Source organism: Salinifilum ghardaiensis, assembly GCF_054491345.1.
In genome coordinates this window covers 4,538,465-4,559,371 of the sequence record NZ_CM137101.1, presented here as the reverse complement: position 1 = coordinate 4,559,371, position 20,907 = coordinate 4,538,465, and the positions used below count along the sequence as shown (strand labels likewise).

General features: G+C 71.9%; 17 protein-coding genes. 14 read left to right on the top strand and 3 right to left on the bottom strand.

Going from position 1 to position 20,907, the window contains the following annotated elements:
- Positions 1-4 precede the first annotated feature (4 nt).
- The 12 genes from eccCa to ACVGV0_RS20625 all read left to right on the top strand — a co-directional run bounded on the left by eccCa (position 5) and on the right by ACVGV0_RS20625 (position 15,379).
- Positions 5-4,096, top strand: coding sequence for a type VII secretion protein EccCa (gene eccCa / locus ACVGV0_RS20680; RefSeq protein WP_459157348.1), 4,092 nt, complete (start codon positions 5-7; stop codon positions 4,094-4,096).
- Positions 4,097-4,365: 269 nt separating this feature from the next.
- Positions 4,366-6,273, top strand: a complete 1,908-nt coding sequence (locus tag ACVGV0_RS20675; RefSeq protein WP_459157347.1) for a type VII secretion-associated protein — start codon at positions 4,366-4,368, stop codon at positions 6,271-6,273.
- Between the two features lie 168 nt (positions 6,274-6,441).
- Positions 6,442-6,756 carry a WXG100 family type VII secretion target gene (locus ACVGV0_RS20670; RefSeq protein ID WP_459157346.1) on the top strand — a complete coding sequence of 105 codons (315 nt, stop codon included), beginning with the start codon at positions 6,442-6,444 and terminating at the stop codon, positions 6,754-6,756.
- A gap of 88 nt (positions 6,757-6,844) precedes the next feature.
- Positions 6,845-7,135, top strand: a complete 291-nt coding sequence (locus ACVGV0_RS20665; RefSeq protein ID WP_459157345.1) for a WXG100 family type VII secretion target — start codon at positions 6,845-6,847, stop codon at positions 7,133-7,135.
- Positions 7,136-7,861: 726 nt separating this feature from the next.
- Entirely contained in the window at positions 7,862-8,311 is a 450-nt protein-coding gene (gene rplM, locus ACVGV0_RS20660; protein ID WP_459157344.1) for a 50S ribosomal protein L13, read from the top strand.
- Positions 8,308-8,778 carry a 30S ribosomal protein S9 gene (gene rpsI, locus ACVGV0_RS20655; protein ID WP_459157343.1) on the top strand — a complete coding sequence of 157 codons (471 nt, stop codon included), beginning with the start codon at positions 8,308-8,310 and terminating at the stop codon, positions 8,776-8,778. The genes rplM and rpsI overlap by 4 nt, the downstream gene beginning before the upstream one ends.
- Before the next feature lie 241 nt (positions 8,779-9,019).
- Positions 9,020-10,354, top strand: coding sequence for a phosphoglucosamine mutase (gene glmM, locus ACVGV0_RS20650; protein ID WP_459157342.1), 1,335 nt, complete (start codon positions 9,020-9,022; stop codon positions 10,352-10,354).
- 51 nt (positions 10,355-10,405) lie between these two features.
- Positions 10,406-10,573 (top strand): hypothetical protein, encoded by a 168-nt coding sequence (locus ACVGV0_RS20645; RefSeq protein WP_459157341.1) that lies wholly within the window; start codon positions 10,406-10,408, stop codon positions 10,571-10,573.
- A gap of 668 nt (positions 10,574-11,241) precedes the next feature.
- The gene (locus ACVGV0_RS20640) at positions 11,242-11,523 is read left to right on the top strand and encodes a hypothetical protein (protein WP_459157340.1); all 282 of its coding nucleotides are present in this window, start codon (positions 11,242-11,244) and stop codon (positions 11,521-11,523) included.
- A gap of 162 nt (positions 11,524-11,685) precedes the next feature.
- The gene (locus ACVGV0_RS20635) at positions 11,686-11,997 is read left to right on the top strand and encodes a type VII secretion target (protein ID WP_459157339.1); all 312 of its coding nucleotides are present in this window, start codon (positions 11,686-11,688) and stop codon (positions 11,995-11,997) included.
- A complete protein-coding gene (locus tag ACVGV0_RS20630) occupies positions 11,997-14,711 on the top strand; it encodes a hypothetical protein (RefSeq protein WP_459157338.1) in 2,715 nt (904 codons plus the stop codon). The genes ACVGV0_RS20635 and ACVGV0_RS20630 overlap by 1 nt, the downstream gene beginning before the upstream one ends.
- Positions 14,708-15,379 (top strand): hypothetical protein, encoded by a 672-nt coding sequence (locus ACVGV0_RS20625; protein ID WP_459157337.1) that lies wholly within the window; start codon positions 14,708-14,710, stop codon positions 15,377-15,379. Before ACVGV0_RS20630 ends, ACVGV0_RS20625 begins: the two co-directional genes overlap by 4 nt.
- Here ACVGV0_RS20625 and ACVGV0_RS20620 read toward each other — a convergent pair.
- The 3 genes from ACVGV0_RS20620 to ACVGV0_RS20610 all read right to left on the bottom strand — a co-directional run bounded on the left by ACVGV0_RS20620 (position 15,354) and on the right by ACVGV0_RS20610 (position 18,289).
- Positions 15,354-16,343 carry a hypothetical protein gene (locus ACVGV0_RS20620; protein WP_459157336.1) on the bottom strand — a complete coding sequence of 330 codons (990 nt, stop codon included), beginning with the start codon at positions 16,341-16,343 and terminating at the stop codon, positions 15,354-15,356. The genes ACVGV0_RS20625 and ACVGV0_RS20620 overlap by 26 nt on opposite strands.
- Positions 16,344-16,431: 88 nt before the next feature.
- Positions 16,432-17,319 carry a hypothetical protein gene (locus ACVGV0_RS20615; RefSeq protein ID WP_459157335.1) on the bottom strand — a complete coding sequence of 296 codons (888 nt, stop codon included), beginning with the start codon at positions 17,317-17,319 and terminating at the stop codon, positions 16,432-16,434.
- Between the two features lie 151 nt (positions 17,320-17,470).
- Positions 17,471-18,289: a dienelactone hydrolase family protein gene (locus ACVGV0_RS20610; RefSeq protein WP_459157334.1), complete on the bottom strand. Its 819-nt coding sequence runs from the start codon at positions 18,287-18,289 to the stop codon at positions 17,471-17,473.
- 91 nt (positions 18,290-18,380) lie between these two features.
- On the opposite strand from ACVGV0_RS20610, the gene glmS reads away from it, so the two are divergent.
- Both glmS and ACVGV0_RS20600 read left to right on the top strand, forming a co-directional pair.
- Positions 18,381-20,243: a glutamine--fructose-6-phosphate transaminase (isomerizing) gene (gene glmS / locus ACVGV0_RS20605; RefSeq protein WP_459157333.1), complete on the top strand. Its 1,863-nt coding sequence runs from the start codon at positions 18,381-18,383 to the stop codon at positions 20,241-20,243.
- Between the two features lie 16 nt (positions 20,244-20,259).
- A complete protein-coding gene (locus ACVGV0_RS20600; RefSeq protein ID WP_459157332.1) occupies positions 20,260-20,679 on the top strand; it encodes a holo-ACP synthase in 420 nt (139 codons plus the stop codon).
- Positions 20,680-20,907 lie beyond the last annotated feature (228 nt).

Here is a 20,907-nt window from a genome sequence, read left to right as displayed (position 1 = left end):
GTCGGTGAGTACGCTGCAGTTCAAACGCATGGCGCGCCTGGCGCCGCCGCGTCCGCCGGGTGGTGAGGTGCATCTCGAACCACCGCCGGAGATCCCCCGCGCGGTCCCCGGGAACATCGTGCAGAAGATCCTTCCGGCGGTCATGATCGTCGCCTCGCTGGGAATGATGGTCTTCATGCTCCAGCGGGCCAAGGACAACCCGATGATGATGATGATGCCGATGATGATGCTGGTCAGCACCGTCGGCATGATGGCCGGAGGGGGCCAGGGCGGCGGGCAGAAGAAGTCCGAGATGAACGAGGACCGCAAGGACTACCTGCGGTACCTCGGCCAGATGCGCGACCGCGCGCGCGAGGCCGCCGATGAGCAGCGGCAGGCCCGCGAGTGGGTGCACCCGGATCCGCAGACGCTGTGGTCGGTGGCGGGAACGCGCCGCATGTGGGAGCGCCGCCCCGGAGACAACGACTTCTGCCAGTTGCGCGTGGGCCGCGGTTCCCAGCGGTTGGAGACCCGGCTCGTGCCACCGCAGACCGGGCCTGTCGACGAGCTGGAGCCGATCACCACGCTCGCGCTGCGCCGTTTCGTGCGCGCGCACTCGCTGGTGCCGGACCTGCCGATCGCGATGTCGCTGCGCGGGTTCGCCGCGATCGGCCTGCAGGGCGAGCGGGAGCTCACGCGGTCCGTCGCCCGCGCGATGGTGGCCCAGCTGGCCACCTTCCACGCTCCGGAGGACGTGCGCATCGCCGTGGCCAGCGCCGGACGCGCGCGCGGCGAGTGGGACTGGGTGAAGTGGCTGCCGCACGCCCAGCACCCGACGGAGACCGACGGGATCGGTCCGCGCCGCCTGATGTCCGGTTCGCTGGGCTCGATCGAGGAGATGCTGTCCGAGCAGCTGGCCGACCGGCAGCGCTTCCAGCGCAACGCGGCGGCGCCGGAGGGCGAGCCGCACATCGTCATCGTCATCGACGACGCGGAGATCAGCCGCGAGGAGCACCTCGTGCTGGAGGGCGGCCTGGCGGGCGTGACGATGATCGACCTGTCCGAGTCGCTCGGCCGCGTCACCCAGCGCCGCGGCATGCGCATGGTGGTCGATCCCGACCGGATCGGTGCGCGCGGGGCCAGCGGCGTGGAGTGGTTCGGGGCGCCGGACACGCTCACCATGTCCGAGGCCTCCGCGATGTCGCGCCGCCTCTCGCCGTACCGGTTGGCCGGCGGTCCCCAGGCGGCCGAATCGGACAGCGGCGGGTACGAGCCGCTGACGACGCCGCTGAACTACGTCGAGCAGCTCGGCCTGGCCGGCGACGTGGTGACGTTCGACCTCAACGAGGCGTGGCGGCCGCGTTCGGTGCAGGACCTCTACCGCGTGGCGATGGGGCCGGGCGAGACCGGCGAGATCGTCCACCTGGACATCAAGGAGACCGCTTCCGGCGGCATGGGCCCGCACGGCCTGTGCATCGGCGCGACCGGCTCCGGCAAGTCCGAGTTCCTGCGCACGATCGTGCTGGGCATGATGGCCACGCACTCCTCGGACATGCTCAACTTCGTCCTCGTCGACTTCAAGGGCGGTGCGACGTTCAACGGTTTCGAGCCGGCGCCGCACGTCTCGGCGAGCATCTCCAACCTGGAGGACAACTCCACCCTGATCGACCGGATGTACGACGCGCTGTCCGGTGAGATGAACCGCCGCCAGGAGGTGCTCAACAAGGCGGGCGCGAAGAACGTCTGGGACTACCGGAAGATGCGCGAGGCCGGCGACGAGTACGCGCAGGAGCCGTTGCCCGCGCTGTTCGTCGTCATCGACGAGTTCTCCGAGCTGCTGGCCCAGCAGCCGGAGTTCGCCGAGCTGTTCGTGATGATCGGCCGCCTGGGGCGTTCGCTGCAGGTGCACCTGCTGCTGGCCTCGCAGCGGTTGGAGGAGGGCAAGCTGCGCGGCCTGGACGCGCACCTGTCCTACCGGATCGGGTTGAAGACGTTCAACGCCGCTGAGTCCCGCGCCGCGATCGGCGTTCCGGACGCGGCCGACCTGCCGGCGACGGGTGGTCACGGTTACCTGAAGCACCCCAACGGGGTCGAGCGGTTCCGCGCCGCCTACGTCTCCGGGCACCTGCACCAGACCAGCGGGCGCAAACCGTCCACGCAGGCCGCTTCGCCGGTGACCGGCGACAAGATGCCGCGCGTGTTCATCCCGGACTACGTCGAGAAGCCGCCGGAACCGGAGCAGCCCGAGGTCGTCGAGGAGGAGCCGGAGCAGGAGGAGCCCGACGCGCTGGCCCCGACCGACTTCCAGATCGTCATCGACAAGATCTGGCGCTCCGGCGGACCGCAGGCGCACCAGGTGTGGCTGCCGCCGCTGGACACGCCGCCCACTTTGGACACCCTGCTGCCGCCGCTGCAGCAGACCGACGACCGCGGTTACACCGCCGCCGGGTACGCGGGCAGCGGGCGCCTGCAGGTGCCGGTGGGGCTCATCGACGTGCCCTACCACCAGCGGCAGGACCTGCTCATGCTGGACCTGAGCGGTGCTTCCGGGCACGGCGCGATCGCCGGTGCGCCGCAGGCGGGCAAGTCCAACGCGATGCGGACGATGATCACCTCCACGGCGCTGACGCACACGCCGCAGGAGGTGCAGTTCTACTGCGTTGACCTGGGCGGCGGTTCGCTGGTGGCGCTGCGGGACCTGCCGCACGTCGGCAGTTTCGGCGGCCGCCGGGACCAGGACACGGTGCGCCGCACGATCGCCGAGATCAAGAGCCTCGTGGCGGAGCGGGAGGCGCGGTTCCAGCAGTTGGGCATCGACTCGATGGCCGACTTCCGCACCCGCAAGCGCCGGGGCGAGATCGAGGACGACCCCTACGGCGACGTGTTCCTGATGATCGACGGCTGGCGCACGTTCCGCGAGGACTACGAGTCGCTCGAGCAGGACGTCATGAACATCACCGCGCAGGGGTTGACGTTCGGCGTGCACGTGTTCATCACCGTCAACCGCTGGGGCGAGATCCGCCCGGCGATGAAGGACCTGCTCGGCACCCGGCTGGAACTGCGCCTCGGTGACACCTCCGAGTCGGAGATGGGCCGCAAGGTCGCGGACAACGTGCCGCAGGGGCGACCCGGGCGCGGTCTGCACTCCTCGCAGCTGCACTTCCTGACCGCGCTGCCGCGCGTGGACAGCGAGAACATCGGTGACCGCGAAGGTGCCGAGCGGGAGCGCGCCGAGCAGGAGCGGGACGCGCAGCGGCCGACATGGGAGCTGTACAACGACGACCTGGCCGACGGCGTGTCCGATCTGGTCAACCGGGTCCGCAGCTCCTGGAAGGGCGCACCCGCCCCCCAGGTCAAGCTGCTGCCGGACGAGCTGCCGTACGACCAGCTGCCGCGGCCGGAGCAGCAGCCGAAGAAGCGGCTGGTGCCGATCGGTGTCAACGAGGACGGGTTGAATCCGGTCTACCTGGACTTCGACGCCGATCCGCACTTCTACGCCTTCGGCGAGCGGGAGTCGGGCAAGACCTCGCTGCTGCGCGGGATCGTGCGCGGGATCACCGAGCGGTACACGCCGCAGGAGGCGCTGATCCTGCTGGTGGACTACCGGCGCACGATGCTCGGCTTCCTCAACACCGGGCACCTGCTGGAGTACTCGGTCTCGGCCGACCAGCTCAAGAACAACGTGGGCGACGTGACCAACGCGTTGAAGAAGCGGTTGCCGGGGCCGGACGTGACCCAGGAGCAGTTGAAGAACCGGTCCTGGTGGAGCGGTCCGGAGCTGTTCGTCGTCGCCGACGACTACGAGCTGGTGGCGCCGCAGGGCAGCAACCCGTTGGCTCCGCTGGCCGAGTTCGTCGCCCAGGCCCAGGACGTGGGGCTGCACATGGTGCTGGTGCGCAACTCCGGTGGTGCCAGCAGGGCGCTGTTCGAGCCGATCATCGGCAAGATGCGCGAGGTCTCGGCGCCGGGGCTGGCGATGTCGGCGAACAAGGACGACGGCCAGCTGATCGGCAACATCCGTTCGCAGACCCTGCCCGCCGGGCGGGGGACGCTGGCCAGCCGCTCCCTGCGCGGGGGTCCGCAGCTGATCCAGACGGCTCACCTGCCGCAGGAGTAGTCGCCCGCGCGTCGGGTGTGCGCAGGGGCCTTCCCCGCTCCGCCGGGAGCGGGGAAGGCCCCTTTCCGTCTACCGGGGCACCTCGCGGGAACTCGCCGGTCCGCTCGGCGCGGCGCGAGCTGTCAAGGACTCCGATCTCGGACCACTCGATCAGGTGTCATCTGTTCGGAGCGGGGAAGCGGGGCCTCTAAGGTGCTCCGGGGGACCGGCGCGGCGCGCCGGAAGCGGCGCCGGAAGACCGCTCCGGCGACGGTGAAGGAGTTTGCTGCGTGTCGCTGCACGTGTCCATCGACTTCGGAACCTCGAGCACCTGCACGGTGGCTTCCGTCGACGGCGGGGAACCGCAGGTCGTGATGATCGACGGGCAGCCGCTGGTTCCCTCGGCCGTGTTCTGCGCGCCGGAAGGCACCCTGTTCGTCGGCCCCGAGGCGGAACGGCAGGCGGCCGTCGACCCGGCGCGCTTCGAACCGCACCCGAAGCGGCGCATCGACGAGGGCGAACTGCTGCTGGGGGACAGCGTGGTCGGCGTGCCCGACGTGGTGCGCGCGGTGCTCGGCCGCGTCGTCGCCGAAGCGCGCCGCAACGCGGGCGGAGCGGCCGTCGACCTGCTCGTGGTGACGCACCCCGCGGACTGGGGCGCGGTGCGCACCGGCGCCCTCCGGCAGGCCGCGGACGGACTCGCGCGCGAGGTCGTGCTCGTCCCCGAGCCCGTCGCGGCCGCGGTGTTCCACTCGGCCGGGCACGGCATGCCCGACTGCGCGGCGCTGGCCGTGCTCGACCTCGGCGGCGGCACCATCGACGCCAGCGTGGTGCACAAGCAGAGCGGCGCCTTCCGGGTGCTGGCCACGCGCGGCGATCCGAACTTCGGCGGGTCCGACATCGACCAGCTGCTGCTCGAGCACATCGGCGGGCTCGTCGGCGGCGCCGATGCCGCGGGCTGGCGCAAGCTCGTGTCCGGCCGCGACATGGCCGACCGGCGCCGCCGCCGCGTGCTGCGCCAGGACGTCCGCGGTGCCAAGGAAACCCTCTCCCGGCACGCCTACACCGACGTGCCGCTGCCGCCGCCGTTCACCGACGCCCACGTCACGCGCGGCGACCTGGAAGGGCTCATCCACGACCCGCTGGCGGCCGCGGCGCGGTTGCTGACCGACACGCTGCGCGCCGGGGGCGTGCCGCACGACCGGCTCGCCGGGGTGTTCCTCGTCGGCGGTTCGAGCCGGATCCCGCTGGTGTCGCGGCTGGTGCACGAGCGCACCGGCACCGTTCCGACCACTTTGGACCAACCGGAGACGGTGGTGGCGCGCGGTGCGCTGCGCGCCGTGCGGCTGGATCCGGCCCGCGGCGCCGGGCTCGCGCCCACCGGCGACTGGGTCGGGCAGCGGGCCGCACCCGTCCAGCACGCCCCGGGCGCGCAGGGCCGCGCCGCGCAGCAGCCGCAGCCGTGGGCGGCGCGCCCACAGCACCCCGCCCCGCAGCGATCCGCCCCGCAGCACGCCGCTCCCGGAGGAGCGGCGCCGCGGCGCACCGCTGGGCCCGAGCCGCCGCCGGAGCGCCTCAGCGATGTGCGCACGATCGTCATCGGCGGTTCGGACCGCACGCGTCCGGTGGCACCGACCGGGCGCTCGCGCGGGGGCGCCCGGAAGCTCCGGCGCGGGCGGGCGCTCGCGGTCGGCGCGGCGTGCGCCGTGCTCGTCGTGGGGTTCGCCGCCGTGTTCGCCGGAGTGCTGCTCACCGGCGGCGCAGCCGAGGCCGGGCGGTACGGCTACGGCTTCCGGCAACCGGACCGGTGGGTGGTGGCCGACGAGGTGCCGGACGCGCGGCGGACGGTGCTCACCCCGGCCGTCCGGGAGGACGGGGTCGATCGGCTCTTCGTCGAGGCGGAACAGCTCACCTACGACAGCACCGCCGCGCGCGACCGGGCGGTGCGCGGCGTGCGCGCGCAGTACGACAGGCGTCGCGCCGCGGGGGAGGACCTCTCCGGCTTCAGCGCGCCGGCCAGTTTCGCCGGGCGGGACGTGGTGTACTTCCGCGAGCGGCGCGGCGGTCCGGTCGTCGAGTGGTACCAGCTGCACGAGGGCGGCACGCGGCTGCGCGTGGGCTGCCAGTACACCGCATCCGGCCGGGACGCGGTGCAGGCAGCCTGCGAGCGGGTCGTCGGATCCCTGCACGTGCGGTAGTTCCGCCACCTCTTCCCATTCGCGAATTGCCGGTGAGCGGCTGTTCCCGCGATCTTCGTTCACAAGCGCAATCACTTTCGGCGAAACGCGGGACAAGCGGGAACCGGGCATGGCAATGTCTGCGTCGCAGGAAGCGCGATCACGACCGAGACAGGAGGTCGACCCGCGATGGGTGGCGGATTCGGTACCGATACCGAGGTGATGGAGAAGGCCGTCAGCGAGGTGCAGCAGGTGCGCCAGGCCGTGGACTCGGCCGTGCAGACGCTGAACGGCGAGGTCGAGCCGGCGCTGGGGGGCTGGCAGGGCCAGGCCGCGCAGGTCTTCCGCAAGTTGATGGACCAGTTCAACCAGGAAGCCAAGACCATCACGCAGAAGCTGGACGAGATCGGCGAGAACATCCAGGGCTCCAGCCGCGACTACGCCCAGCAGCAGGAGGAGAGCGCCCAGGAGATCTCCAAGATCGAGGGCATGCTCAACGGCTGACGCGCGGGCGACCGCGGTGCGGCCACTGGGGTCCGGACGGCCACTGGGGGTCCGGGCGAGAACTGGCGAGTATTGAGGGGAGTACCACATGAGTGAGATCAAGGTCGATTTCGCGCAGCTTCAGCAGGCCGCGGACAGCCTGAGCCAGGCGTCGAACAAGATCGACCAGGAGCTGAACCAGCTCGAGTCGGCGCTGAAGCCGCTGATCAGTTCCTGGGAAGGTGCCGCGCAGGAGTCCTACTACGCCGCGCAGCGCGAGTGGGACCAGGCCGCGCAGAACATGAAGGAGATCGCGGCCAAGATGGGGATGGCCGTCAACGCCGCCAACGAGTCCTTCCAGTCCGGTGAGAAGCGCAACGCCGGTCGGTTCGGCGGCTGAGAGCGCCTGCCCGGCCGGTGCGGGTCACTCCGCGCCGGTGGTCCCGGTGCTCGGGGTACCGCGGACCAGCGCTCGAACGGCCCCGGTGCCCGCGCGGGCACCGGGGCCGTTGTGCTGGGGCGGGTGCGGGCCGGCGACCGCGCCGGGTTCCGCATCGCGGCCCCGCGCGGCGCCCCGGGCGGGGCCGCTGCCGCGCTGCGTCCGTGCGCAGCGGAGGATCGAGCGGACTCGGAAAGGCGCCGCCCTGAGGGGAAGCTGCTGCCGGTGAAGCTGCTGTGACCTCGGGAAGGGGCCGCCCTGCCGGGAAAGGCGCCGCGATCACGGGGAAAACGCCCCCGCGGGGCCAACCCCGGGTGCGGGCCGCCGAGCACCCCCGGGTACGCTGGTCGAGTCGATGACATGGTGAAGACGGGTCTCGGCGCTCGAGGGCGCTCCTTCCCGGTGCTTCTTCCGGGGTGCTGCCTTCCACGGCACCGCCTCGGGGCGTCCCGCTGCCGACGGGCCCCGTTTTGACCCTGTTATCGGCCACCGAGTACCCTCATTTTTTGTTGTGCGGTGCGCGCCGTGCGCAGCCGCGGCTGGGACGGACACGCCGAGGGCGTGCGCCCGGCCCGGCGCCACGTCTGCGGCGTACCGGTCTCGGGGGACGATCAGTCCCGAACGGCCGGTCAGCTCCAGCGGGCCCCGCACTCCGGATTCCGACGCGAACGACGACGAGGTAGACCCGTGCGCACGTACAGCCCGAAGCCCGGCGACGTGACCCGTGCCTGGCATGTGATCGATGCCGAGGACGTCGTCCTCGGCCGGTTGGCAACCGAGGCCGCGAGGCTGCTGCGCGGCAAGCACAAGCCGATCTATGCTCCGCACATGGACACCGGCGACTTCGTCGTCGTCATCAACGCCGACAAGGTTCGCCTGACCGGCAACAAGCGTCAGCAAGCGCTCCAGTACCGGCACACCGGTTACCCCGGTGGTCTGCGCAAGCAGTCCTTCGGCGAGGTGCTGAACTCGCAGCACCCCGAGCGGCTGCTGGAGAAGACGATCAAGGGCATGCTGCCGAAGAACAAGCTCGGCCGGGCCATGGCGAAGAAGCTCAAGGTCTACGCCGGGCCGAACCACCCGCACCAGGCCCAGGACCCGCAGCCGTTCGAGATCAACGCGAAGGGCAAGAAGTGACCGACGAACTTCACGAAGAGCAGGTGGGCGTCATCGCCCCTGAGGAGTCCGAGCCTCAGGACATCGCGCCCGTCCCCGCCGGACGTCCGGTGCAGACCGTGGGACGCCGGAAGGAGGCCGTGGCCCGGGTTCGCCTGGTTCCCGGTTCCGGCAACTTCGTCCTCAACGGCAAGTCGCTGGAGCAGTACTTCCCGAACAAGGTGCACCAGCAGGTCGTGCAGGAGCCGTTCCAGGCGACCGACCGTGTCGGCAGCTTCGACATCAAGGTCACCCTGAACGGCGGCGGCCCGTCCGGGCAGGCCGGTGCGCTGCGCATGGCGATCGCCCGCGCGCTCTCGACCTACGAGCCGGAGGACCGTCCCACGCTGAAGAAGGCCGGCATGCTCACCCGCGACTCGCGGGAGAAGGAGCGCAAGAAGTACGGCCTCAAGAAGGCGCGGAAGTCGCCGCAGTACAGCAAGCGCTGACGAGTCCCGACGATTCGCGGGAGCAGCCGTCCTACGGCACGGCTGCTCCCGCTGTCGTATGTGCGGCCCCTTCTCGCGGGGGCGTGGCGTTGACGGACTGGGGGATCGGCTTTCGCCGGGCGGAACGGGATCGATCAGACCACCGGGTGACCCGGCGTCGTGTGCGGCGGACGCCGTGCGGTCATGCTGTCCGCGGGTCCGCCGGTGGCGGAGCCGTGCGGCGAAGGAGGATCTACGGTCGATGTCCCGGTTGTTCGGCACCGATGGCGTGCGGGGGTTGGCCAACGCCGACCTGACTCCGGAACTGGCCCTGGCCGTGTCGGCCACCGCGGCCCGCGTGCTGTACGAGCACGACGACTCGCACCGCCGCGTGGCCCTGGTCGGGCGTGATCCGCGGGCCAGCGGGGAGATGTTGGAAGCGGCGGTGACGGCCGGGCTGACCGCGGCCGGGGCCGACGTGGTCCGCATCGGCGTCCTGCCCACGCCCGCTGTGGCGCAGCTGGTGGCGGCGACGGGGGCCGATCTCGGCGTCATGATCTCCGCCTCGCACAACCCGATGCCAGACAACGGCATCAAGCTGTTCGCCGCGGGCGGGCACAAGCTGCCGGACGCGGTCGAGGACGAGATCGCCGCCCGCTTGGGCGAGGACGTGCAGCGGCCGACGGGCGAGCACATCGGCCGCGTCCGGGACGACGCGGACGCGCTGCACCGGTACGTGGACCTGCTGCTGCAGGCCGCGCCGCAACCGCTGCACGGTTTGACGGTCGTCGTCGACTGCGCGCACGGCGCCGCGTCCTGGGCGGCTCCCGAGGCGTACCGCCGCGCGGGAGCTGAGGTGATCCCGCTGCACGCGGCGCCGGACGGGCTCAACATCAACGAGGCCGTCGGCTCGACGCACATCGACGGCCTCTGCTCCGCGGTGGTGGAGCACGGCGCGGACCTGGGCATCGCCCACGACGGCGATGCCGACCGGTGCCTGGCCGTGGACGCCGCGGGACGGGTCGTCGACGGCGACCAGATCATGGCGGTGCTCGCGCTCGCCATGCGCGAGGCGGGCGAGCTGACCGAGGACACCGTGGTCGCCACGGTGATGAGCAACCTCGGGCTGCGGCTGGCGCTCGGCGAGTGCGGTGTCGACATGCGCACCACGAAGGTGGGTGACCGCTACGTCCTGGAGGAGCTGCACTCCGGCGGTTGGTCGCTCGGCGGTGAGCAGTCCGGGCACATCGTGCTGCCGGACCACGCCACCACGGGTGACGGGCTGCTGACCGCGCTGCGGCTGATGGGGCGGGTCGCGCAGACCGGCAAACCGCTGGCCGAGCTCGCCGCGGTGATGCGGCGGCTGCCGCAGGTGCTGGTGAACGTGCGGGTGGCGGACAAGGCGACCGCCGTGTCCGCACCCGAGGTCACCGAGGCCGTGGCCGCGGTCGAGACCGAGCTGGGCGGGCACGGGCGCGTGCTGCTGCGCCCCTCCGGGACGGAGGAGCTGGTCCGGGTGATGGTCGAGGCGCCGAGCGAGGACGGAGCGCAGCGCGTCGCCGACCACCTGGCCGGCATCGTTGCCGCGATCCAGTGATCGTGTGATCTAGATCTCGTGATCGGCGGGGTTGTGTGCGACCCTCGTCACATGAGTGCCATAGTCACCGCTCTCACCGTGGGCGCGATCGCGCTCGGCCTCGTGGCGAGCATCGTCGTGTTCGCGGTGCTCGCGCTGGCCGGGTTGAAGGCGGTCAACGCGGCGCACGAGGGACGCACCTGGTTCGTCGATCACATCAGGCACCGCGGGGCCTCCTAGGAGGAGTTTCCACCTGGGCGCGACGTGGTAACCGGTGCCCGCGGCCGCCCGGCGCACCGGCGGGCGGCGCAGGCCCGAGCAGCCGGTCTCCGCGGGGCGGGGTCGTCGGTGTGGCCGCAGCCGGTTCGCGGGAAGTTCCGGGCAGGCCGCGGACTGCTGCGCGTTCGACGGAGGAGGGGTCATGCGGGCTCTCGGCGATCTGCTCTGGGGTCTTGTGCTCCCCTTGGTGCTGCTGTTCGTCACCGCGGTCCTCGCGGTCGTGCTGTCGCAGGGCTGGGGCCTGCCCGTTGTGCTGGGGTGAGCTCTACCGGTTCGGGTGCCGGTGCGGCTGCGCGCGGCCGCCGGCGCGGGGGTGAGCCGCGGGAGCGTGCGCTGGGGCGGTGCGACTGGGGGGTGTGCGCTGGAGCTGGGGGCAGTGCGCCGGGTTCTGTGTGCTGAACCTCTCTGTGTGCTGGAGCTGCCGGGACGCGCGGCGGGGGACGTGCCGGAGTGCCCTGCTGCCAGCAGTCTGGCAGGACTCCGGCCGGCCGGTAGGGCTTTGTGCGAGTGACGGGGATCGGCAACCGGATCCGAGTCTTGTCCGCGGCCTGGCGCTGATCTGTGGAAACGCGTGCGGCGCCCGACGCGCGGCGGCGTGTCGGGCCGGTGCGCACCGGTACCGTCGCGCCGTGGTGATTCTCCTCAACGTTCTGCTGGCCGTGCTCCTCGGCGCTCTTGGCGGCGTCCTCGGCGCGTTCATCACCGCCAAGCTGCTGGTGAAGCGCTTCGAGCGGCGGCTGGAGCAGACGCTGCAGCCCTCCGCGACGTGGTCCCCCTCGTGGGGTGCGGTTCAGCAGTCCGCGCAGCCGGGGCAGCCAGCCCGTCGTCGGCGGATACGGTTCGGCCCAGCCGGGCAGGCCGGGCACCCGCAGCAGGCGTGCCCCCAGCAGCCGTGCGGACCGCGGGACTGACCACCGGATCTTTCGCTTTTGCAAGCGGATCGCCCGGATCGCCCCGCGATGTCGATCAGAACTGCCAAGATGGAGCAGTTGATCGCACGCACGTCCGCGTCGCGCCCGCGGGTGCGAACCTCGTGATGGTGGCGCGGCGGACTGAGCGGAGAGGAGGGCGCGTTGTCGGGATTCGGGGCGAATGCCGGTGAGTTGAGTGCCACCGCGGGCAGCGTTCGCAGTGCGGCTGACCCCCTGCGCGACAAGCACAGCAAGGACGTCGCCGACATCGAGGTCGCCAAGGCCGACTTCGGGGAAGCGCACCAGGACCACTTCCAGGGCTTCGAGGAAGGCGTGCAGAAGCTTTCCAAGAGTCTCCGGAGCATGGCCGATGCGATGGATGATTTCGCGACGAACTTGGAACAGGCCAGTTCCGACTACGAGGCGACGGACGAGAGTGCGTCCGAGGACGTCGGCCAGTCCGGGGAGAAGTGATGAGTGGGGACGAAAAGCCGAGTTGGGAGGAAGTCGAGAAGCTACTCAACAACCCGGACGTCTCGGACGAGAAGAAGTATGAACTCGTCCGAGGGTACGAGCACCACGGCGAGGGTGGCGATACGAAGGAGTTGGTGGCGTATCGCGATCGTTACCGGGACGAGGACGAGTACACCACCTACGCCGGTGCCCCGCACAATCAGAACTACCAGGCGCACCGTTACGACCTGGACGAGGCGTACAAGGACGCGAAGGAGCAGGCGGACTCGGCGGCAGAGGAAAGGGAAAGGGAGGTCGAGAACGCCCGCGGGGCTCTGGAGGACAGCGAGCGGGCCGCGCAGAGCGGCGAAAACGGCGGTGCGGGGGTGAAGACCGCCGACGAGTTGCTGGAATCCGGGAAGCCTGGTTTGAAGTTTTTCGAGAACTGGGTTCCGCTGTATCACGATATCAAGAACGCCGTCAACGACAAGGAAAAAGTTAAGAAGCTTGAGAAGATAAAAGAGGAGTACCAGCAGCAGAGCGGTCTGGACTTTGCCAAGTTCGCTGGCTGCGCCGATGACCTGGAGGCTGCCGACAAGGGCGCCAGGGAGGCGCACCAGAAGATGGCCGGGAAGCTCGGCCAGTTGTGGGGGGCGTGGAGCGGACAGGCGGCTCAGGCTTCGGAGGGCTTCTTTCAGGAAAAGCTCACTCCCACGGCGCAGGAGAGGGTGGCAGCGCGGGCGAAGGACGGTGCTGAGTCGATCCGCGAGGCGAACAAGAGCGTTGCCGAGTTCGTGCGGAACAAGGTGAAAACCGTTCTTGGGTTCGCCGAACATGCGAGTCAGATCGACGGGAAGGGGAAGTCCGACTGGAAGATCACCATCGAGGTCGCCAACAACAGCCAGGACGACGACACGCTCAAAAGGGCGTGCGCGATCTGGAATGTCCAGATTGATAACGAGTGCTGGGGCAATGATCTGACGGACGAGCAGAGGCGGAAGATTCAGACGGACTGCCAGAGCGTGGTCCGCGATACCTTTGCTTCGATCGTCGAGAGTTCCTGCGCCGAGTTGCACGAGGCCTGCAAGGATGCGAAGGAGAAGATCGACGAGGCCTTCGGTGAGCTGAACAAGGTGCTCGGTGAGGCGGAGGAGGACCCGTTCAAGAACCCGGGGCCTGCGCCGGATTCGGAGGGCGACAAGGGCGGCGGTCCGCAGCAGCCGGACCAGGCGCCCGGTGGTGGCACGCCCGCGGGCGGTGGCGCTCCGCCCGGTGGAGGCGGTGCCCCCGGTGACGGTGGCGCGCCTGGCGGCGGTGGTGCACCTGGCGGTGGTCCGCCTGGGGGTGGTGCGCCCGGCGGGCAGGACGTTCCGAAGCCGTCGGACCCGCAGGAGGCGATGCCCGGAACTCCCGCCGGTCCCGGTGGGCCGGGGATGCCCGGAACGCCGGAGGGGCCGGGAAGTTCCACCGGCCCCGGTGCACCCGGCGGGACCAGGGAGGAGGTGACGCTCGGCCAGGGCGAACAGGCCGTGAGCCTGAGGGAGCCGGCACCGGACGGAACGGTGGAGGTCGAGGTCACCAGCGCGGACGGGGAGCCCAAGACCTACGCCCTCGCGCTCGGCCAGGAAGGGGACGCCCCGGCCGGGCCGGGGCAGATGCCGGTCCAGCAAACCGCAGGACAGCCCCTCCCGGGCCAGCAGGCTCCGGGCGAGCAGATGTCCGTACCCGGAGACCCCGGCCAGTCGGACGCTCCTGGCGGCCCCGGCAGCGTGTCCGGCCCCGGCGCCCCGGGGGAACCTGGTGCTCCGAGTGACGGCCCGATCCCGGTCCAGCCCGGTGAGGACGGCAAGGCCGTGATCGAAGAGGGCGACCGCACGATCACCGTCGAGCGGACACCGGAAGGCCGCCTCGCCGTCAGCGTGGACAACGGCGGGGATCAGCCGCCGCTGCACCAGACCGTCGGTTTCGGTGGCGACGACGGGGTCCCGGCGCCCGGCATGCCGGACGGCCCTGCGCAGTCCGCGGATCCGGGTACCGGCCCGGGTGGCCAGACGCCTCCCGCCCCTCCAGAGCCCGAGGCGCCTTCGCCGGAACCCCCGGGCGCGAGCAGCCAGGTGCCGACCGCGCCGCAGACCGCGGAGGCTCCCGCGGCAGCGCAGCAGGGGCCTGTCGGCGACCCCGCCGCGACTTCCGGCGGGCCCGAGGCCGCTCTCGGTCCGGCCGCGGCGACAGGTGCCCCCGAGGGGCAGTCCGGTGCTGCTCCGCAGAACGCGCCGGCCTCGACGACGCCGCAGTCCACGCTCGGCTCGGTGTTCAGCGCGAGCGTCGGGGGCTCGGTCGGCAGCATCGCCGGTGATCTGTTCGGCGGCTCCGGGCCTGACAGCGCGGCCGGACCGACGGAGCCGGGCTTCGGCGGCGATTCCAACCGCGGGGCCTCCGCGGTGAACGAGGGCGCCTCCGGGCCGCCGGGGGGTGCCCAGTCCGGCGGACCGGGCGGTGGTTCCTCCGGCAGCGCCCAGGGCTCCGGGGCTGCCGGAGGCGGAATGATGGGCGGCGGCATGGGAATGATGGGCGGCGGCATGGGCCAGCAGGGCGGTGACCAGGAACGCTCCAATGACAGCCCGTGGCGCACGGAGGGGCAGCTGTTCGACGACGGCATTCCGCAGTCGAACGTGCGGTACCGGTCCGTGATCGGTGAGGACGACAAGCAATCCGATCAACGCAAGAACACGTGACGGTGCAGCGGGAGGCGAACGTGAGCGGGGACAGCGAACGGGTGAAAGCGTTCCGCGAGCGGATGCGGACGCTGGTCGCCGAGAGCACGAGCAACCGGGAAGCCGCTGGCCAGCGGTGGCAGGAAACGCTCGACCAGGCCGGGAGGAAGGCCGACGAGCAGGTCGAGAAGGCGCAGAAGCTCGTCGAGCGCGTACGCGAGCGCGCCGCGTACCTCCGCCGCCAGGAGGAGTCGAACGAGATCTCCGTCGGCGAGGGGATCGACGAGGAGGACCGGGACCCGGAGGTCGAGCACTTCGCCCAGTCGCTGCGGGAGCAGCAGCGCGCGCAGGAGCAGGCTGCTGCTCCCGCAGCTGCGACCTCCGCTGCTGCGGAGTCCCCGGCTCCGGGTACCGCGTCGTCGGCGGGAGGTTCCGCTCCCTCCGGTACCTCCGGCCCCGGGGCCGGAGGTACCGCGCCGCAGGACACCTGGCAGGTGCAGGCGGGCCGGTTCGGTCGCCAGCGCACCGAGGACTCCGAGCAGTCCGCGTCGAAGCAGAAGCCGGCGTCACCGGCGAACCGCCCCGGGCAGCAGCCCGCGCCGGAACCGCCGCGCAAACCGGCACCTCCTCGGGAGCCGGTGTTCGACGAGGACGACGACGACTTCAGCAACCAGACCTGGCTGCGCTGAAGGTCGCCGCGGGCTCAGGGGCGGTGCGGCGGTCCGTGGTCCCGGCCTGCCGCCCGCGGTGGTCCGCTCGGCCACGTCGGGCCGGGCGCGGGCGGCTGGTCCTGCATCGCCCCGTGCTGTTGCGCCCCGCCGTGTACCGGTGGGCCGCGGCAGGACCAGCCGCTCCGCGCGGCATGTGCGGTGCAGCCCCTCCGAACTGACCGTCCTGCGGCCGGGCCGGGCGCGTGAGCGTGCGGCGCACGATCGGGAGGAACACCAGCCCCGCGAGGAGGATCGGGGTGAAGGCCAGCAACAGCCAGATCGGGCTCCGCAGCCACGCCGTCCAGAACGACGCTCCCACGCGGAGGAACTCCAGGACGGCCTGGTGCACGACGCTTTCGACCTGGACGAGCCCGTAGACGAGGTAGGCCCACAGCGCGAGGCGCCGACGGCGCAGCAGCAGGACCACGCCGGCGACGGCGGACGCCACGGACACCGCGAGTTCGAGGTAGGCGAGGGCCAGCTGCACGTTCGGTTCGGGCGGGCCGTAGAGGGCGAGGAGCCGCACGTTGATGATGACGGAGTAGGCCGGGAACAACAGCGCGAGCGCGCCCAGCACGATCGCGACGACGCGTCCGGCCTCCGGACCGCCCGGTGCGTTCGGGGGAGGAGCTGGCGCCCCGGGTGGCAGCTGCGCGCCCGGGGCCGGCTGCGCCCCGGGCGGCAGCTGGGCCCCGGCCTGCTGAGGTCCGGCTTGTGGAGGGCCGGGTTGCGTGCCGGGTGGGGGTGGTGGTCCTGGTGGGCCGAACGGTTGCGCGGGGCCCGGTTGTGCGGGCTGGCCCGGGCCCGGTTGGCCGTGCGGAGCAGGCTGCCCCGGTGACATCCCGGGGTAGCCGGGCTGTCCCGGTTGGCCCGGCTGCCCCGGTGACATCCCGGGGTAGCCCGGGTGCCCCTGCTGACCCTGCGGTGGTTGCGGCGTGTTCATCGCCGGGGAGTATGACCGAGATGATCGCTCCTGCGGGCGAGAACCGGCCTTCAGCCCGGCACATCGATCACGGGGCAGCTCCGGCCGATCAGTGCGGTTGCTGCGGTGGGTGCTGCCAGGGGAGTGCCTGAGGTGGTGGAGCCCGGTGCCCGGCTGGCGCCTGCTGCGCGGGCGCATCGGGCTGCACCGGGAATCCTCGCTGCCCGGCTGGTTGCCCTGCACCGAACGGTGCGCCGGGCCCTCCGGGTGCTGTCGGGAACCCGGCAGCTGGCGGCCCGTACGACGGGGCCGGATGCTTCTTCGCCTCTCCGCGGAGGGCGCCGCGCACCTGCGGCAGGAACACCAACCCCGCGAGAAGTGCGGGCGGAAGCAGCAGGAACAACGTCGGGCGGAGCAGTTCGCGCCCCACGGCGATGGCGGAGAACACGACGAATCCGCAGTAGGCGAGGTTGAGCGCTGCGGCCGTTGAAGCAGCCACGGGCGCCCAGTTCTTCCTGAGCAGGAGCAGCACCCCCGCTGCGCTGAGGGGAGCTGCGAGGACCAGGGCTTCGATCGTCAGCCACCACATCTGCTCGCCGTGGAAGAAGCCCGGGGACATCAGGGGCGAGATCGGCGGTAAGCCGAACTCGTAGACGGCGATCGCCAGGAGGTACCCCACGACGCGGTACGCCCCGAGGGCGAGCGCGATGGCACCGAGCGTGAGCGCGAAACCGCGGGAACCGTTCTGTGTTCCTCCCGGTCCGGTCTGCGGAGGGCCAGGTTGCGTGCCGGGTGGGGGTGGTGGTCCTGGTGGGCCGAACGGTTGCGCGGGGCCCGGTTGTGCGGGCTGGCCCGGGTCCGGTTGGCCGTGCGGAGCAGGCTGCCCCGGTGACATCCCGGGGTAGCCGGGCTGTCCCGGTTGGCCCGGCTGCCCCGGTGACATCCCGGGGTAGCCCGGGTGCCCCTGCTGACCCTGCGGTGGTTGCGGCGTGTTCATCGCCGGGGAGTATGACCGAGATGATCGCTCCTGCGGGCGAGAACCGGGCACGTGCCCGCTGCAGCCGCTGCCGCGGCCCCGGCTGACGCCCCTGAACACCGGCGGACGTCCCTGCGCACCCGGCGCCGCGGGGGAGCCGGCGCCGTCCCGCCTACGCCGCCGCGAGCTCCCCGCGGGTGTGCTCGGAGTCGAGCTCGGTGCCCTTGAGCTTCTCCGCCAGCAGCACCGCCCCGCGCTTGTCCCCGGCCAGCGTGCGCAGGAAGAACGCGGTGAACAGCGCTTTGGTGATCCGCTGCGTGCGGTGCTCCGGGCGTCCGTGCAGCAGCAGTTCCGACCAGTGCCGCCCCTCGGCGTAGCCGAGGTGGCTGGCCTTCGGCAGCGTGCGCAGCTGCACCGACCCTCCCCAGGCGCGCGCCAGCGGCATCGCGTGCGCGTTCGCGGGCGCGAGCAGGTCGTTTCCCCCGGCCAGGAACAGGCCGGGCGCGCTGACGTGCGGTGCTACGTCGAGCATCGACGGCAGCGTCTGCGCCGGAGCTGCTGCGGCGACCGCGCGCACCCGGCTGTCCGAGCCCGCGGCGAGCACGGAGCAGCCGCCGCCCATGGCGTGCCCGGAGAGCCCGAGCCGGCGCTCGTCGACGCTGATGCCGCCGTCGCCGAGCCGCACGTGCACGCAGATGTCCAGCGCGGTGCGCAGGTCGCCGGCGAACGACCGGTGCGAGGCGAACACGCCCCCCTGGGTGGCCGGTGCGGCGACGACGAAGCCCCACGAGGCCAGGTGCCGCAGCAGTCCGAGGTAACGCCGCGGCGGCTGCAGCCAACCGTGCCCGAAGGCGATCGCCGGCAGTCCGAGTCCGCTGCGCGGCGTGCACAGCACCCCGGGCAGGCCCACCAGCGACAGGTCGCCGTGCAGCACCTCGTGCGGCCCGCGGCGGGAGAGTTCGTCGAACGCGTTCGTCACACTGCGCCCCATGGGTCGCAACCGTAGCCCACTGCGCCGCGTGCGTGCGGGAGCCACGCCTCCGCGGAGGTGCGGCGCGCGAGCGGTAGCTACGCTGGGGCGAGTGTGCGGCATCGTTGGTTACGCAGGACATCGCCAGGCCCTGGACGTGGTGCTCGGAGGTTTGCGCCGCCTCGAGTACCGGGGTTACGACTCGGCGGGAGTGGCGCTGCTGGACGGGGGTGGTGAGCTCGCCGTGGAGCGCGCCGCCGGAGCGCTGTCGAACTTGGAAGAGCGGCTGGCCGGGTCGGACGGCTCGCGCTTCGCCGGCAGCAGCGGGATGGGGCACACCCGCTGGGCGACGCACGGCGCACCGACCGACCGGAACGCCCACCCGCACTGCGACAGCAGCGGCAAGGTCGGGGTGGTGCACAACGGCATCATCGAGAACTTCTCCGCGCTGCGGGCCGAGCTGGAGGCCGCGGGTGTGGAGATGGCCAGCGAGACGGATACCGAGACCGCTGCCCACCTCATCGCCGCCGCGTTCGACCGCGGTCCCACCGCCGGTGATCTCACGGCGAGCGTGAACTCCGTGGCCCGCCGGCTGGGGGGCGCGTTCACGCTGGTGGTCACGCACGCCGACGTGCCCGACACGATCGTGGCGGCGCGGCGCTCCTCGCCGCTGGTCGTCGGCGTGGGCGAGGGCGAGCACTTCGTGGCCTCGGACGTGGCGGCGTTCATCGAGCACACCCGCGACGCCGTCGAGCTGGGCCAGGACCAGGCGGTGACGATCACCGCGGACGGCTACCGGGTGACCGACTTCGACGGGGCGGAGGTCGCGGCGAAGCCGTTCACCGTGGACTGGGACCTGTCGGCCGCCGAGAAGGGCGGGCACGACTACTTCATGCTCAAGGAGATCGAGGAGCAGCCGGAGGCCCTGCGCAACACGCTGCGCGGGCACTTCCGGAACGGTTCGGTCGTCCTCGACGAGCAGCGCATGAGCGACCAGGACCTGCGGGACGTGGACAAGGTCTTCGTCGTGGCCTGCGGCACGGCCTACCACTCGGGGCTGCTGGCCAAGCACGCCATCGAGCACTGGTGCCGCATCCCCGTCGAGGTGGAGCTGGCCAGCGAGTTCCGCTACCGGGACCCGGTGCTGGGGCGCGACACGCTGGTGGTGGCGATCTCCCAGTCCGGCGAGACGATGGACACGCTGGAGGCGGTGCGGCACGCGCGCACCCAGCGGGCCCGCGTGCTGGCGATCTGCAACACGAACGGGGCGCAGATCCCGCGCGAGTCGGACGCGGTGCTCTACACGCACGCCGGTCCGGAGATCGGGGTGGCGGCGACGAAGACGTTCCTGGCGCAGATCGCCGCGAACTACCTCGTGGGTCTCGCGCTGGCGCAGGCCCGCGGCACGAAGTACCCGGACGAGGTGGCCCGCGAGTTCGCCGACCTGGCGGCCACGCCGGAGGCGGTGCAGCAGGCGCTGACCACGGTCGAGCAGACCCGGCAGCTGGCGCAGGACCTGGTCGGGTCGAAGGCGGTGCTGTTCCTCGGCCGGCACGTGGGCTACCCGATCGCCCTGGAGGGCGCGCTCAAGCTCAAGGAGCTCGCCTACATGCACGCGGAGGGCTTCGCGGCGGGCGAGCTCAAGCACGGCCCGATCGCGCTGATCGAGGAGGGCCTGCCGGTGGTGGTCGTGATGCCTTCGGCGAAGGGCCGGGCCCAGCTGCACGCCAAGATGGTGTCGAACATCCGGGAGATCCAGGCCCGCGGCGCGCGGACCGTCGTCATCACCGAGGAGGGCGATGACGCGGTGCGCCCGTTCGCCGACGAGCTGGTCGAGGTGCCCGCGGTGTCGACGCTGCTGCAGCCGCTGGTCTCCAGCGTGCCGCTGCAGGTGCTGGCCGCGGAGATCGCGCGCGGCCGCGGCTTCGACGTGGACAAGCCGCGCAACCTCGCCAAGTCGGTCACGGTCGAGTGACACCGCGGGGGCGGCCGTGATCATCGGCGTGGGCACGGACCTGGTCGGGGTGCGGCGGTTCGCCGAGTCGCTGCGCCGCACCCCGGAGCTGGTCGACCGCCTGTTCACCGCGGAGGAGCGGGTCACGTGGGAGGGGCGGGCGCGTTCGGTGCGCTCGCTGGCCTCCCGGTTCGCCGCGAAGGAGGCGGCGGCGAAGGCGCTCGGGGTGCCCGGGGGCACCGAGTTCACCGACTGCGCCGTGCACAGCGCCTCCGACGGGCGGCCGGTGCTGCACGTCACCGGCGGGTTGGCGGCGGCCGCCGCGCACCGGTCGGTGAACCGGTGGCACGTGTCGCTGACGCACGACGCCGAGCTGGCCTCCGCCGTGGTCATCGCCGAGCACGTCACCGAGGGCACCGCCGAGCGCGGCTCCGGGTACGCGGGCCGGCCGCCGTGAGCGGCGCGCGGCGGCCGCGGCGACAGCTCCGCCGCGGTCCCGGGGCCGCTCCGGGCGGAGGACGCTGCGCACCCGGGAACGCTGCGCACCCGGGGACGCTGTGCGCTCGGGAACGCTGCGCACCCGGGGGCGCCCGACGCGCCGCGGGCGCGTCGTGGTGATCGGTCGCTGCGGGCGGGTACGTATCGTGTCCGCCGACGGATTCGTGTCCGCCAACGGACGCCGGCG